Annotated in this window: 13 protein-coding genes; 7 read left to right on the forward strand and 6 right to left on the reverse strand. The window is 44.5% G+C overall.

Annotated elements, in window-relative coordinates:
• Positions 1–48: 48 nt before the first annotated feature.
• A complete protein-coding gene (locus F0232_RS09355; protein WP_105059031.1) occupies positions 49–1,320 on the reverse strand; it encodes an NRAMP family divalent metal transporter in 1,272 nt (423 codons plus the stop codon).
• A 158-nt stretch (positions 1,321–1,478) separates the two neighbouring features.
• Here F0232_RS09355 and F0232_RS09360 point away from each other — a divergent pair, with 158 nt between their 5' ends.
• Both F0232_RS09360 and F0232_RS09365 read left to right on the forward strand, forming a co-directional pair.
• A complete protein-coding gene (locus tag F0232_RS09360; RefSeq protein ID WP_105059030.1) occupies positions 1,479–2,213 on the forward strand; it encodes a pseudouridine synthase in 735 nt (244 codons plus the stop codon).
• Between the two features lie 36 nt (positions 2,214–2,249).
• Positions 2,250–3,212, forward strand: coding sequence for a D-2-hydroxyacid dehydrogenase (locus F0232_RS09365; RefSeq protein WP_105059029.1), 963 nt, complete (start codon positions 2,250–2,252; stop codon positions 3,210–3,212).
• 84 nt (positions 3,213–3,296) lie between these two features.
• Here the strand turns inward: F0232_RS09365 and F0232_RS09370 are convergent, their stop codons facing one another.
• From F0232_RS09370 to argR, 4 genes are all read right to left on the reverse strand, one after another.
• The gene (locus F0232_RS09370) at positions 3,297–3,734 is read right to left on the reverse strand and encodes a universal stress protein (protein ID WP_004740830.1); all 438 of its coding nucleotides are present in this window, start codon (positions 3,732–3,734) and stop codon (positions 3,297–3,299) included.
• 104 nt (positions 3,735–3,838) lie between these two features.
• Positions 3,839–6,418, reverse strand: a complete 2,580-nt coding sequence (locus F0232_RS09375; RefSeq protein ID WP_019826930.1) for a TRAP transporter permease — start codon at positions 6,416–6,418, stop codon at positions 3,839–3,841.
• Between the two features lie 254 nt (positions 6,419–6,672).
• Positions 6,673–7,641, reverse strand: a complete 969-nt coding sequence (locus F0232_RS09380; protein WP_008220541.1) for a TAXI family TRAP transporter solute-binding subunit — start codon at positions 7,639–7,641, stop codon at positions 6,673–6,675.
• A 343-nt stretch (positions 7,642–7,984) separates the two neighbouring features.
• Positions 7,985–8,455, reverse strand: a complete 471-nt coding sequence (argR, locus tag F0232_RS09385; RefSeq protein WP_004740827.1) for a transcriptional regulator ArgR — start codon at positions 8,453–8,455, stop codon at positions 7,985–7,987.
• 332 nt (positions 8,456–8,787) lie between these two features.
• Between argR and mdh the strand changes: the two genes are divergently transcribed.
• Complete coding sequence (gene mdh, locus F0232_RS09390) at positions 8,788–9,723, forward strand: malate dehydrogenase (protein WP_004740826.1); 936 nt, start codon at positions 8,788–8,790, stop codon at positions 9,721–9,723.
• 124 nt (positions 9,724–9,847) lie between these two features.
• Positions 9,848–10,039 carry a hypothetical protein gene (locus F0232_RS09395; protein WP_017061375.1) on the forward strand — a complete coding sequence of 64 codons (192 nt, stop codon included), beginning with the start codon at positions 9,848–9,850 and terminating at the stop codon, positions 10,037–10,039.
• Between the two features lie 93 nt (positions 10,040–10,132).
• Here the strand turns inward: F0232_RS09395 and ispB are convergent, their stop codons facing one another.
• Positions 10,133–11,104, reverse strand: a complete 972-nt coding sequence (ispB, locus tag F0232_RS09400; RefSeq protein ID WP_017061376.1) for an octaprenyl diphosphate synthase — start codon at positions 11,102–11,104, stop codon at positions 10,133–10,135.
• A gap of 267 nt (positions 11,105–11,371) precedes the next feature.
• Between ispB and rplU the strand changes: the two genes are divergently transcribed.
• The 3 genes from rplU (at position 11,372) to cgtA (ending at position 13,395) form a co-directional block, all read left to right on the forward strand.
• Positions 11,372–11,683, forward strand: a complete 312-nt coding sequence (gene rplU, locus F0232_RS09405) for a 50S ribosomal protein L21 (protein ID WP_004740823.1) — start codon at positions 11,372–11,374, stop codon at positions 11,681–11,683.
• A gap of 19 nt (positions 11,684–11,702) precedes the next feature.
• On the forward strand, positions 11,703–11,960 hold the full coding sequence (rpmA, locus tag F0232_RS09410; protein ID WP_004735905.1) for a 50S ribosomal protein L27: 258 nt from the start codon (positions 11,703–11,705) through the stop codon (positions 11,958–11,960).
• Between the two features lie 265 nt (positions 11,961–12,225).
• Positions 12,226–13,395, forward strand: a complete 1,170-nt coding sequence (cgtA, locus tag F0232_RS09415) for an Obg family GTPase CgtA (RefSeq protein ID WP_105059028.1) — start codon at positions 12,226–12,228, stop codon at positions 13,393–13,395.
• Positions 13,396–13,457 lie beyond the last annotated feature (62 nt).

Below are 13,457 nucleotides of genomic sequence, written 5' to 3' on the forward strand. Positions count from 1 at the left end.
GAAGGCCTTATTTTTATCTCGAGTTTGTAGATGGTGGTGATTAGAGGGTTACATTAACCATTTCCACCAAACAAATACGGCTAAGAAACCGAATAAGTAAACTAGGCCTGCGACAGACAACCATTTTAGTTTGCTACCAATGGCTAGCGCTTCTGGAAGCTTAGCTTTGTTCACCAAGATGAAGTTAAGCAGCGCGAAGAATGGCGTCGTTGCGAAAGCAAGTACCATTGCGAAATCCAGCATTGGCATTAACGCAGCGCTGAAGAACATCACAATCGCGAGTGCGGCGATAGAGACAATGATAATCCAGCCTTGTAGCATGCGCGGGCTCGACTCTTTGTTGAATAACAGACGTTGTGATTCCGCGAGTACACGAGAGTAGCCGTCGATAACCGTAATCGTGCTACCAAAGATACAGAAGAAAGCGATAATGGCGATGAGTGGTCGTGACCATTCGCCAATCGTTGAGGCGTAAATACCAACTAACTGGTGAGTAAAGCCTACACCAGAGCGAGACAGTTCCACGCCTGAACCGTGAAGTACCAGCGCACCTAAAGCGACGAATACTAAAGCAAGCAGTGCCGTACCAATGTAGCCGACGTTGAAATCGAATAAGGCAGATTGAGCAGTGACTTCTTGTTTCTCTTTTTGGCTTTTTAGCCACATAGAGGTGATGCTTGAAATCTCGATAGGCGCCGGCATCCAACCCATGGTCACCACGATAAAGCCAATAGCTGCTAATGACCAAGGTGATGGAGGAACAAAAGCAGCATCCGGTTCGACAGGTGAACCGATAGCAATGGCGACAGCGGCTAGAGTGGTAATCGTAAGGATCGCCATGATCGCTTTGGAAAGAGTGTCCAGAGCACGATAGTGTCCTGCAAATAAGATGATTAAGCAGGTCGCGAGTACGATCATACAAAGCGTGCTGGTTGCTAGCTCAAAAGGAATGAAGTAGCTAAGCAAACTCGCACTAAACAGCAGTAGTGCGGCTGTGTTTACGACGGCTGAAATAGCGCTTAGTATCGAAAAGATCACTAGGTAAGGGCGGCCTAGGTTTGAGTAACCCTCAACCAAGCTTTGTCCTGTACCAAGCGTATATTGGATGCCGGCACGAAAGAATGGGTACTTGAATAGGTTTACTAAGATGATCAATGCAGCGAGCTGCCAACCATAGATGGCTCCGGCTTTGGTTGAGGCAACTAAGTGTGAACCGCCGACTGCCGCTGCAGCCATCATAATACCCGGGCCAAGAGATTTAATTAAACTGGATAGGGGAGCTGAGGTTTTTGTTGTGGTTGTTTTAACCGTACTGTCCATCATTGTTCCTTTGATGTTGGCTTGTTATTTTCCGTTACCCTATCAATACCATGTTTTGTAAATGCGTCAACTTTTATGTACGAAAACATCAAAAATTGTATTTATTAATAAACGAATTAACTGTGAATTATTTGTTCACTAGTAAATAAGAGGCTTCAATGGCGCTAGAACAGTACACACCACCACGCGAACCTTGGATTGATATTGTTTATCAAGATGACGACATTCTGGTGGTGAATAAGCCTGCGGGCCTACTTTCAGTACCGGGCAGATTGCCAGAGCATTACGACAGCATGTGGAGTCGCTTGGTAGAGGAGTTTGCTGATATTCAAGTGGTGCACCGTTTGGATATGTCGACCTCAGGCTTGATGTTGCTGGCTAAGCACAAGCAGGCAGAACGTCACTTGAAGAAGCAGTTCCAATATCGCCTGACACACAAACTGTATTACGCACGCGTATGGGGAGCGGTTGAACAAAAAGCAGGATTGATCGATCTGCCACTCATCTGTGATTGGCTGAACCGCCCTCGGCAGAAAGTGTGTTTGGATAATGGCAAGCCTTCACAGACACGTTATGTGGTAGAGCAAACAGATACTCAAACCACCTTGTTGAAGCTACTGCCAATCACGGGACGATCTCATCAGTTGCGTGTGCATTGTATGGAAATAGGTAATCCAATTGTGGGCGACGAGTTTTACGCGACACCAGAAGCGTTTGAATACAGTGATAGGTTGGCTTTGCATGCGTGTGAGTTGAGCTTTTATCATCCAGCGAATAATCAGTTGTTCAAAGCCTTTGTTCCCTGTGACTTTTATCCTCACGCAACCCCACAAATCGAACGGCACTTTGAAATTGCGCCTGAGCTTCCAGACTACAGTAAGCTAAAAGCTTAGAATGGATGGATTCATAGGTTTAACCAAGGAAGAAGAATGCCAACGTTGAAAGTTGTGTTTCTCGACAGAGCAACCATCCCATCTCAAATTCATTTAAAACCTCTGAGCTTTGAACATGAGTGGGTGGAGTATGACTTCACCACTCCTGAGCAAGTGTCTGAGCGAGTTGAAGAAGCTGATGTGGTGATCACTAACAAGGTGGTGCTCAATGAGTCGAACCTAGCTAGTGCGAAAAAACTCAAGTTGATCGCGGTTTCGGCGACCGGAGTCAACAATGTCGATGTGGAATACTGCAAATCTAAAAACATTGCAGTGGCAAACGTACAAGGCTACGCGACTCAATCGGTTCCTGAGCATGTCATCGCAATGCTATTCGCTCTTAAACGAAACCTTGTTGGTTATCACAAAGACATTGAGGGGGGTGAGTGGCAAAAGGACAAGCAGTTCTGCTTCTTTACTCATCCGATTCAAGATGTGGCTGGCAGTACATTGGGTTTAATGGGCAGTGGCAGCTTAGGTCAAGCCACCGCAATGTTAGCCAAAGCGATTGGTATGAAGGTGATGTTTGCCGAGCGAAAAGGAGCAGAGTCTTGTCGAGAAGGGTATCTGCCTTTTGATACGGTATTGAAGCAAGCGGATGTGATCAGTCTACATTGCCCATTGACTGATGCGACCCAAAATCTGATTTCAGAGCAAGAGCTGACTATGATGAAATCGAGCGCGGTATTAATTAATGCCGGGCGCGGAGGTCTAGTAGATGAACAAGCCCTAGTTGAGGCTTTGAAAAAACATGAGATTGCAGGCGCAGGTATGGATGTGTTTACACAAGAGCCAGCCGACAACTCAAACCCACTATTGGCTAATAGCCATTTACCGAACTTATTACTCACTCCACATGTGGCGTGGGGCAGCGACAGCTCGATTCAAAAACTGTCTGATATCTTAATGGATAATATTGATGGCTTTATTGCGGGTCGTCCACAAAACATAGTGAGTTGATTCTAAAGCTATGTTACATGAGTTAAAAACAAAAAAGGTTGACCTGTAGGCCAACCTTTTTAGATTGTGTGTCGATTAAATGACTTAACCTTGCGGTTTAACCACCAATACATTGATTGGTGAGTTCTGTACTACTTTGCTTGCAACCGAGCCAAGTACCACTTTGTCGATTTTCGAACGCTTATGGCTAGGCATCACGATAAGGTCGGCGCCAAGCTTTTCTGCGTAATCAAGAATCGTCGCGTAGGTTTTACCCTCAGCAACATGAACTTTGTAAACCACTTCATCGTCGATGTGTTTGTCGGCAAACTCTTTCAGCTGATTTTTAACATCAAGCTTCATTTGGTTCGCTGCATCTTTCGGGAAGTAAGACGCCACCATCGACATGTGAATGCCTGGTAGTACGTTCAGAATGTGGATTTCAGCATTGCTGTGTTTTGCGTGCCATACCGCCAGTTCGACTGCCTTATCAGAAAAGCCTTTGTCATTAAGATCAACAGGAACAAGGATTTGTTTATACATGTATTCGTCTCTTTTTAATCAGCGCTAAGCTTTCACTTAGCACTGTAATTATCCTTTCCATGTAATAAAGCCAAATAGCGCTAAGCACTACTCAGCCTTATCCATTACGCGCTAATCTCATCCTTACGAGCACGTCTTCTTTGGTTCATCGCTAAACCAATTAAAATGATCAGAGCTGGTAAGAATACCCACTCTTTCATTGGTCGATCTGCATCTTGGATAACGGATTTGATTTCCCAATCGAAATCAATACCAGCCGCTTCTGCTGGGCTACCGAACTCAACCATATCAACAATCATCTTGCCTTCTGATTCAGTCAGCATTAGACCCATAGAGGCAATACGATCTTCACTTGAGGTCGCAGAATCTTCAAACGGTAGGCGAACTGTCTTTTCAGAATAGTCACCTTCTAAGTTTTCGCCACCCACTCTAAGTTCAAGTGATTGTCCCACATCTAGGTTTTCTGTGATTTGAGCAATCTCAACTCCAGGCGAAAGAACTTTCTCTGGGTAAATCATGTCCCACCAGAAGCCAGGGCGGAAGAAAGTGAAGGTTAATGCAATAAGCAGCACCGTTTCCCACCATTTGTTCTTAGTGAACCACCAACCTTGTGTTGCAGCTGCAAAGATAAGTACTGCAGTTACAGATGAGAAGATAGTCAGTGCTAAGTGCCACCAAGAATCAATGCCCATCAGCAGTAGCTGAGTATTGAAGATGAACATGAAAGGTAGAATTGCGGTACGGATATCGTAGGTGAAGCCTTGGATACCAGTACGAATCGGATCTGATTTCGCAATTGCCGCTGCTGCAAACGCCGCGAGACCTACTGGAGGTGTATCATCCGCAAGAATACCGAAATAGAACACGAATAAGTGCACCGCAATCAGTGGAATGATCAAACCGTGCGCTGCGCCCAGAGTAACGATTACCGGAGCCATCAGCGTTGATACAACGATGTAGTTTGCTGTGGTTGGCAAGCCCATGCCCAGGATCAAGCTGATTACCGCAGTGAAGAGCAGCATAAGGATGATGCTACCGCCTGAGATAAACTCAACGAAGTCAGTCATTACAAGACCGATACCCGTTAGCGTCACCACACCTACAACAGTACCAGCAGCTGCTGTCGCCACACCGATACCGATCATGTTACGCGCGCCTGAAACTAAGCTCTCTGCTAGGTCAACGAAACCAGCTTTGGTTTGCTCTGCAAGATCGTCTGATTTGTTCATCAGAGTCATCAAAGGACGCTGGGTGATCAAGATGAAGATCATGAACACTGTTGCCCAGAAGGCAGATAAACCAGGTGAGAAACGTTCAACCGTCAGACACCAAACTAGCACTACGATAGGCAGTAGGAAGTGTAAACCTGATTTAATCGTTGGGCCTGGATCTGGAACTTCCTTTAGATCCGCATCGATCTCCATGCCGCCTTCAGCTGCGTATTTTGCTGATACGCGAACCAGAGCAACATAAGCGATTAATAGCGCCACAGTAACGATTGGTGTTGCTGCTTCGCCAAATACATCTTTCGTCCAACCGACACCGTAGTAAACCGCGGCACTGATAACGCATAGACCTAAAATGGTCCCAGTGAAAGAGAGTAGGCTTTGTACAATAGTTGGTGTGTGACGACGAGGTAGGCCAGTCATGCCTGCTTTACATGCTTCTAGGTGAACAATGTAAATCAGAGCGACGTAAGAGATCAGAGCTGGCAGTAGCGCCGCCTTGATAACTTCCACATACGAAATACCCACATATTCCACCATCAGGAATGCGGCAGCACCCATGATAGGCGGTGTAAGCTGACCATTGGTTGAAGCCGCAACTTCTACCGCGCCTGCTTTTGTACCAGGGAAACCAACACGCTTCATCAGTGGAATGGTGAAGGTACCAGTGGTTACTACGTTAGCAATCGAAGAGCCAGAAACCAGGCCAGATAAGCCAGAAGCCACAACGGCTGCTTTTGCAGGGCCGCCTTTCATGTGACCAAGCAGTGAGAATGCGACCTTGATGAAGTAAGCACCTGCGCCCGCACGTTCAAGCATTGCACCAAACAGTACAAACAAGAATACGAATGACGTTGAAACGCCCAGTGCTACACCGAATACACCCTCAGTTGTTAGCCACAAGTGAGACATTGCCTTGTTCAGGCTCGCACCTTTGTGGGCGATAACGTCTGGCATGTGTGGTCCACCAAAGGTGTAAAGTAGGAATACTGCTGCCACAACCATAAGAGGTGGACCTAAAGCGCGTCGTGTTGCCTCAAGCAGTAGAATCATACCGAAGACGGCTGCAACAATATCGAATGTTGTTGGAGCACCAGAACGGCCAGCAAGTTCGGTGTAGAAAATGTAAATATAAGAAGCTGAAAAACTACCAACAAGCGCTAATACCCAGTCGACTGCCGGGATATGGTCCCGCGGCGAGTTCTTCATAGCTGGATAAGCGGTAAATGCTAGGAAAATAGCAAAGGTAAGGTGAATTGCTCGAGCTTCAGTATCGTTTAAAATTCCGAAGTTAAAAATGAACGGCAGCGGAGATGCATACCAAAGTTGGAACAGTGACCAACATAGAGGCACAAACCATAAAATACGGCCTTGGATACCGCGAGGGCTACGCGCACCAGTGTCTGATTGTGCCACCATTTCTTGCACATCTGGAGACGGTGATGTTGTCTGCGTCATGTACTTTATCCTTATTATTGATGGTCTGCCTTTATTACGAACAACGAGACGTTATTTCTTTCCTATCTAGTGTAGTGAATGGATAGGGAAATGCGTTTTTTGTTCGTCTTTGTCTTAGGCTTGATACGAAGGTAAGTTCGCCAAATTGGAGAAACTTAAAGGTTTGCTCTTTTCACTTAAGTTATTTTTATAAAACGTAAAAAGCCAATAAGGAGGACCAGCCTCCTTATTGGTGTAGTAGGCTTAAAGTAGAATTACTTTAGAAGGCCCACTTCTTTGTAGTATTTTTCTGCACCTGGGTGAAGAGGGATAGAGATACCCGCTTTAACCATGTCTTCTTTTTTCAGGTTAGCAAATGCTGGGTGTAGGCGTTTGAAAGTGTCAAAGTTTTCAAATACTGCCTTAGCAACGTTGTATGCAACTTCATCAGAAACGTCTGAAGTGGTTACCATAGTTGCTGCAACACCGAAGCTGTTTACGTCAGCGTCTGTACCACGGTACATACCAGCAGGAACTGTGCTGTATGCGTAGTATGGGTTTTCAGCTACGATCTTGTCGATCTGTGGACCTGTTGCTGAAACCAGTTTTGCGTCACAAGATGTTGTTGCTTCTTTGATTGATCCGTTCGGGTGACCAACCATGTAGATGAATGCATCAATCTTGTTGTCACAAAGCGCTTGTGAACGCTCAGAACCTTTAAGTTCAGAAGCAAGCTTGAAGCTGTCGTTAGTCCAACCCATCGCGTCCATTACAACACCCATAGTTGCACGGTCACCAGAGCCCGGGTTACCAATGTTTACACGCTTACCAGCTAGGTCTGCAACATTGTTAATACCAGCATCGGTACGAGCGATGATGTTGAACGGTTCTGTGTGTAGAGAGAACATAGCGCGTAGTTTTTTGTACTCGCCCTGATCTTTGAACTTACTTGTACCGTTGTAGCCATGGTACTGCCAGTCAGACTGAACAACACCGAAATCTAGTTCACCAGCACGGATGGTGTTAACGTTGTAGATTGAACCACCAGTAGACTCTACAGAACAACGAATGTTGTGGTCTTTGCGGCCCTTGTTCACTAGCTTACAAATCGCACCACCAGTTGGGTAGTAAACACCTGTTACTGAACCAGTACCAATTGTGATGAACTCTTGAGCGTTAACAGCGCCAGCGCCCATTACAGCAGCTGCAATAGCACCAACTTTGATAAGTTTGGTAAATGCCATGAATTTCCCTTCCTTTATTCATTATTAACCCAAAAACAAGTGTAGTTGTTTCTGGAGTTTCCTATTTGGAAACGGCACCTTTTTCAATCCATGTGATGAAAAAGTGTCTGAATAATATCAAAAATTGGCAGAAAATTACTCGAATGTTAAAAGATATAGCTAAAAAATCTAACAAATGATGCCTAGATCTTGTGTTTAATTTGCTACTGACTTTTTTAAAATCAACGGTTTAGTGTTGCTGGGTAGAGAGGAGGGGAGATATTCTAGGATGTGATTTGGATCACGAAGTCAATAGATGTTCGCGATCCATTTATATGGCTGATAATTATGAAACTATGAGCAATTATCCAGCGTATTCAAACAGTTCACAGACTGAGTCAAATAGCTGTTTAGTCGTAACTGAAAGGGTTGGGGTGATAAAGATAGTGTCATCACCTGCGACTACTCCCAGTATGCCTTCTGACTTACCTAGTGAGTCTAGCAAGCGAGCAATCAGTTGAGCAGCGCCAGGGCCTGTGTGTATCACAACTAATGCATTGTTGTGGTCAATATCTAAGACAAGTTCTCTCAAAGAACTTGAAACTGTAGGAACACCCAGTTCAGCAGGAAGACAGTAAACCATCTCCATTTTAGCGTTACGAGTTCGAACCGCGCCAAACTTGGTTAACATACGCGAGACTTTAGACTGGTTGATGCTTTCAAAGCCTTCATGCTTAAGGGCATCAACAATTTCGCCTTGTGAACCAAAACGTTCTTCTTTTAGCAGCGCTTTAAAAGCACGAACCAAGTTGTCTTGTTTTTCTGTATTGCGCATATGTCATTCTTATTCATTAACAAAGATGTTTGCATATTCTCGCATACATATTCAATTTTAGCCAAAACAACCCGGTAATTTGTTAGTCATATCACTGTAAATATTTAATAGAATAATGTGTTATTTGCGACGACTTATTTTGTTATTTCAGTCGATTATCGCCATAATGCGAACTTGCTGTGTAGCACGGTTTTACTGACTTGCGCGAAGTCGCAAAGCTGGCGTTAATTGATTGTAATCACTTTGTGATTAATATAGTTTTTTAACTTTAATTTAGCTCAAGAATTACCCTACCAAGAATTTATAAGAGAAAGCTCTCAAGGAGAATAACAATGAAAGTAGCTGTTATTGGTGCCGCTGGTGGCATCGGTCAAGCCCTAGCCCTACTACTTAAGAATCGCCTACCTGCTGGTTCAGATCTTGCACTTTACGACATCGCACCGGTAACTCCGGGTGTTGCTGCCGATCTTAGCCACATCCCAACACCTGTTTCGATCAAAGGTTACGCGGGTGAAGATCCAACACCTGCACTAGAAGGTGCGGATGTTGTACTTATCTCTGCGGGCGTTGCTCGTAAGCCTGGTATGGATCGTGCGGATCTTTTCAATGTGAACGCTGGCATTGTTAAGTCTCTTGCAGAGAAAATTGCGGTCGTATGTCCAAAAGCTTGTGTTGGTATCATTACTAACCCTGTAAACACGACTGTGCCAATCGCTGCTGAAGTTCTTAAGAAAGCGGGCGTTTACGACAAGCGTCGTCTATTCGGCGTTACTACTCTGGATGTGATTCGTTCTGAAACTTTTGTTGCTGAGCTAAAAGACAAAGATCCAGGCGACATTCGCGTTCCTGTTATCGGTGGTCATTCTGGTGTGACTATTCTTCCTCTTCTTTCTCAAGTTGAAGGCGTAGAGTTCACTGACGAAGAAATCGCAGCATTAACGACTCGTATCCAAAATGCAGGTACTGAAGTTGTAGAAGCTAAAGCGGGCGGCGGTAGTGCAACACTATCTATGGGCCAAGCAGCTTGTCGTTTCGGTCTTGCTCTAGTGAAAGCTCTACAAGGTGAAGAGAACGTCATCGAGTGTGCATACGTTGAAGGTGAAGGCGAGCACGCACCATTCTTTGCTCAACCAGTTAAGCTAGGTAAAGAGGGCGCAGAAGCTATCCTTAGCTACGGTGAATTGAGCGATTTCGAACGTAATGCTTTAGACAGCATGCTTGAAACGCTAAATGGCGATATCGAGATTGGTGTTGAATTCGCTAAGTAAGCGAGACGCTATTTAATTCAGCCTAAAGCTAATTAATAAGAGCCGGTCATTATGATCGGCTTTTTTGATCCTAGAGTTCAAGCTACTCGTATTCGCTTTTAACACTAAGTTGAAGGGAAATGTTATGGCTACTGTTCAGAAAGGTATGAATGTCGAATATTTGGGGCACTTAGGAAAAGTATTGGTAATTGATGAGCAAGAGCAGTATGCCTTAGTAGAGACTTACAATGGGCATGAGCAATATGCAGTGCCAATGGAAGAGCTTGAAGAAATTGAAGCTCAACTGCCACTATCATTGGAAGCTAGTCGATATTGAACTTAGTTGCTTTACAAATATTTGTTCAAAACTAAAAAAAGAGCCCAGAGGCTCTTTTTTGTTATTTATATAGAAGCTTGTCTATTAACCTTCTTACTTGCTGCGTTTAACAGCTAAGTGTGCGAGAGTGGTTAGCGCTTGTTTATATTCAGAGTCAGGAAGTACAGAAAGCTCAGCGATGGCTTTATCGGCCTCTTCGTAGGCTTTATTTGTTGTGTACTCTAAAGAGCCTGTCTCTTTCATCACAGCCATAATGTCGTCGAGACGTTCCATGCCGTTGGCTTTTTCAATCGCCTCACGAATCATGCTTGCTTGCTCTGGAGAGCCATTGTGCATTGCGTATAAAAGAGGCAAGGTCGGTTTGCCTTCTGCTAGGTCATCACCAACGTTCTTACCCATCTCTTTGCCATCTGCGGTGTAATCCATCACATCATCAATCAGCTGGAATGCAGTACCTAGGTATTTACCATAGTTTTGCATTGCCGTTTCGATCTCTGGTGACGACTCAGTTAGAATTGCGCCAATCTGAGTGGCTGCTTCAAACAAGCGAGCTGTCTTAGAATAGATAACTTGCATGTAGCTTTCTTCGGTGGTGTCAGGGTTGTTGCAGTTCATTAATTGCTGAACTTCACCCTCGGCAATCACGTTTACCGCTTCACTCATTAACTCGAGGATCTTTAAAGATCCTAGCGTCGTCATCATTTGGAATGAGCGCGTGTAAATAAAGTCACCCACCAAAACACTTGCAGCATTACCAAAGGCTGCGTTGGCGGTTGCCTTACCACGTCTCATGTCTGATTCGTCGACAACATCGTCATGAAGCAGAGTCGCGGTATGAATAAACTCAATAAAGGCTGCAGAGGTAATATGTGCTTCGCCTTGGTAACCAAGAGCACGAGCAGATAAAAGAGCAAGCAAAGGGCGCAGGCGTTTGCCGCCGCCGCTAACGATATAAAAACCAAGCTGGTTGATTAAACTTACGTCAGAATTAAGTTGGGCTTGAATTGTTTCATTCACTTTTGCCATATCATTGGCAGTAAGCGTTTGGATAGCTTTAAAATCCATTGTTCATCCGGCTGAAGTTAGACCCTGTAAGGTTTATACGTTGTATTAATTGTTGAATAATACACTAAAAAACGTTGATTAATACATCGCTTAAGGGCATGATTGCCGCACTTTTCTTTGGCGAACAGGTTTTCGCCAATTTTTTAAAAATATGGCTTGTCATAGCGCCATGATTCCCGTAGAATCTGCGCCCTATTGATTAGTTTAGCGCACACCCGAGTTGTACAAATAACAACCATAGGCTGTGCGGAAAAAGCGGAGTAAAATATGTACGCTGTTTTCCAATCTGGTGGCAAACAACACCGAGTAAGCGAAGGTCAAACACTTCGTTTAGAGAAATTAGACGTTGAAACTGGTGCAACTGTAGAATTTGATAAAGTTCTTCTTGTTGCTAACGGCGAAGAAATCGCTGTTGGTGCACCTCTTGTTGAAGGTGGTAAGGTTACTGCGGAAGTAGTACAACACGGTCGTGGCGATAAAGTAAAAATCGTTAAGTTCCGTCGTCGTAAGCACTCTCGTAAGCAAGCTGGTCACCGTCAGTGGTTCACAGAAGTGAAAATCACTGGCATTAACGCTTAAGTATTAGGAGAGTTTAACAATGGCACATAAAAAAGCTGGCGGTTCTACTAATAACGGCCGCGATTCAGAAAGCAAACGTCTTGGTGTTAAGCGTTTCGGTGGCGAATCTGTTCTTGCAGGTAACATCATCGTACGTCAACGTGGTACTAAGTTCCACGCTGGCACAAACGTTGGCATCGGTAAAGACCACACTCTTTTCGCTCTTACTGAAGGTAAAGTGAAATTTGCTGTTAAAGGTCCTAAAAACCGTAAGTTCGTAAGCATCGAAGCTGAGTAATTTAATCTTTAATTAGATTTTATTATAGCTTTCAAGCTGAATTCAAAAGCCCTGCCGATTCGGCAGGGTTTTTTATTTATAACGAGAATAAAAAAGTAGACGCTCTTGTTTAAGCTTTAACAAGTTTCAAGCAAAGAACCTCTCCTTATTTGTTCCTTGGTTGCAGGTCGGCCTAGATCTTAGGTGATCGATCTAAACTCGGATCTGCTAGAATTTATATCACTCCTTGATGAGTGGTAACGCAACGTAAGTGCGGAGTTAAAAAATGAAATTCGTTGATGAAGCGGTAGTAAAAATAGAAGCCGGTGATGGCGGTAATGGTACAGTGAGCTTTTGGCGCGAGAAATTCGTTGCTAAAGGCGGTCCTGACGGTGGTGATGGCGGTGATGGCGGTGATGTTTACATCCAAGCCGATGAAAACCTAAACACATTGATCGATTACCGTTTCCAACGCTTTTACAACGCAGAGCGTGGTGAGAACGGTCGCGGCGGTAACTGTACTGGTAAACGTGGTAAAGACATCACGTTGAAAGTGCCTGTAGGTACTCGCGCTGTTGATATCCATACTAATGAAATCGTTGCCGAAGTTGCTGAGCACGGCAAGAAGGTGATGGTTGGTAAAGGCGGCTGGCACGGTCTTGGTAACACGCGTTTCAAATCGTCTGTTAACCGCGCTCCTCGTCAAAAGACAATGGGTACTAAAGGTGAAGTTCGTGAACTGCGTTTAGAACTTCTTCTATTAGCTGACGTTGGTATGCTTGGCCTACCAAATGCGGGTAAGTCGACCTTTATCCGCTCTGTTTCTGCAGCGAAGCCAAAAGTAGCTGATTACCCGTTCACAACCTTGATCCCAAGCTTGGGTGTTGTGAGTGTGGTTCCTGAGAAGAGCTTTGTTGTTGCCGATATCCCAGGCCTGATCGAAGGTGCGGCTGACGGCGCTGGTCTTGGTATTCGCTTCCTGAAACACCTTGAGCGTTGTCGTGTTCTTCTACACATGATCGATATCATGCCGATCGACGGCTCTGATCCTATTCAGAATGCACTAACGATCATTGATGAGCTTGAGCAGTACAGTGAAAAAGTGGCACAAAAACCTCGTTGGTTGGTGTTCAATAAAGTTGACCTAATGCCGGAAGAAGAAGCTGACGAAAAGATTCAAGAAATCATCGATGCTTTAGGCTGGGAAGATGAGTACTTCAAGATCTCTGCAGTGAACAAGATGGGCACTAAAGATCTTTGCTTCAAGCTTGGTGAGTTCATGGAGAACCTACCACGTGAAGTAGAAGAAGTTGCAGAAGAAGAAAAAGTCGACTTTATGTGGGATGACTACCATAAAGATGCGATGAGCGGCAAAAATGTCGTTACCGAAGATGACGACTGGGATGATTGGGATGACGAAGAAGATGACGGTCATGTTATCTACGTTCGTGACTAATTGAGCCAATTAGATAAAAACCGCAATTAATATTGCGGTTTTTTTGTATCTAAATCATGAAC

This window comes from Vibrio sp. T3Y01 (assembly GCF_013114525.1).
Classification (GTDB): Bacteria; Pseudomonadota; Gammaproteobacteria; order Enterobacterales; family Vibrionaceae; genus Vibrio; species Vibrio chagasii_B.

Bases quoted from the DNA above. Each gene is read 5' to 3' on its own strand.
- F0232_RS09355 (WP_105059031.1), bottom strand. From the start codon at position 1,320: ATGGACAGTACGGTTAAAACAACCACAACAAAAACCTCAGCTCCCCTA.
- F0232_RS09360 (WP_105059030.1), top strand. From the start codon at position 1,479: ATGGCGCTAGAACAGTACACACCACCACGCGAACCTTGGATTGATATT.
- F0232_RS09365 (WP_105059029.1), top strand. From the start codon at position 2,250: ATGCCAACGTTGAAAGTTGTGTTTCTCGACAGAGCAACCATCCCATCT.
- F0232_RS09370 (WP_004740830.1), bottom strand. From the start codon at position 3,734: ATGTATAAACAAATCCTTGTTCCTGTTGATCTTAATGACAAAGGCTTT.
- F0232_RS09375 (WP_019826930.1), bottom strand. From the start codon at position 6,418: ATGACGCAGACAACATCACCGTCTCCAGATGTGCAAGAAATGGTGGCA.
- F0232_RS09380 (WP_008220541.1), bottom strand. From the start codon at position 7,641: ATGGCATTTACCAAACTTATCAAAGTTGGTGCTATTGCAGCTGCTGTA.
- argR (WP_004740827.1), bottom strand. From the start codon at position 8,455: ATGCGCAATACAGAAAAACAAGACAACTTGGTTCGTGCTTTTAAAGCG.
- mdh (WP_004740826.1), top strand. From the start codon at position 8,788: ATGAAAGTAGCTGTTATTGGTGCCGCTGGTGGCATCGGTCAAGCCCTA.
- F0232_RS09395 (WP_017061375.1), top strand. From the start codon at position 9,848: ATGGCTACTGTTCAGAAAGGTATGAATGTCGAATATTTGGGGCACTTA.
- ispB (WP_017061376.1), bottom strand. From the start codon at position 11,104: ATGGATTTTAAAGCTATCCAAACGCTTACTGCCAATGATATGGCAAAA.
- rplU (WP_004740823.1), top strand. From the start codon at position 11,372: ATGTACGCTGTTTTCCAATCTGGTGGCAAACAACACCGAGTAAGCGAA.
- rpmA (WP_004735905.1), top strand. From the start codon at position 11,703: ATGGCACATAAAAAAGCTGGCGGTTCTACTAATAACGGCCGCGATTCA.
- cgtA (WP_105059028.1), top strand. From the start codon at position 12,226: ATGAAATTCGTTGATGAAGCGGTAGTAAAAATAGAAGCCGGTGATGGC.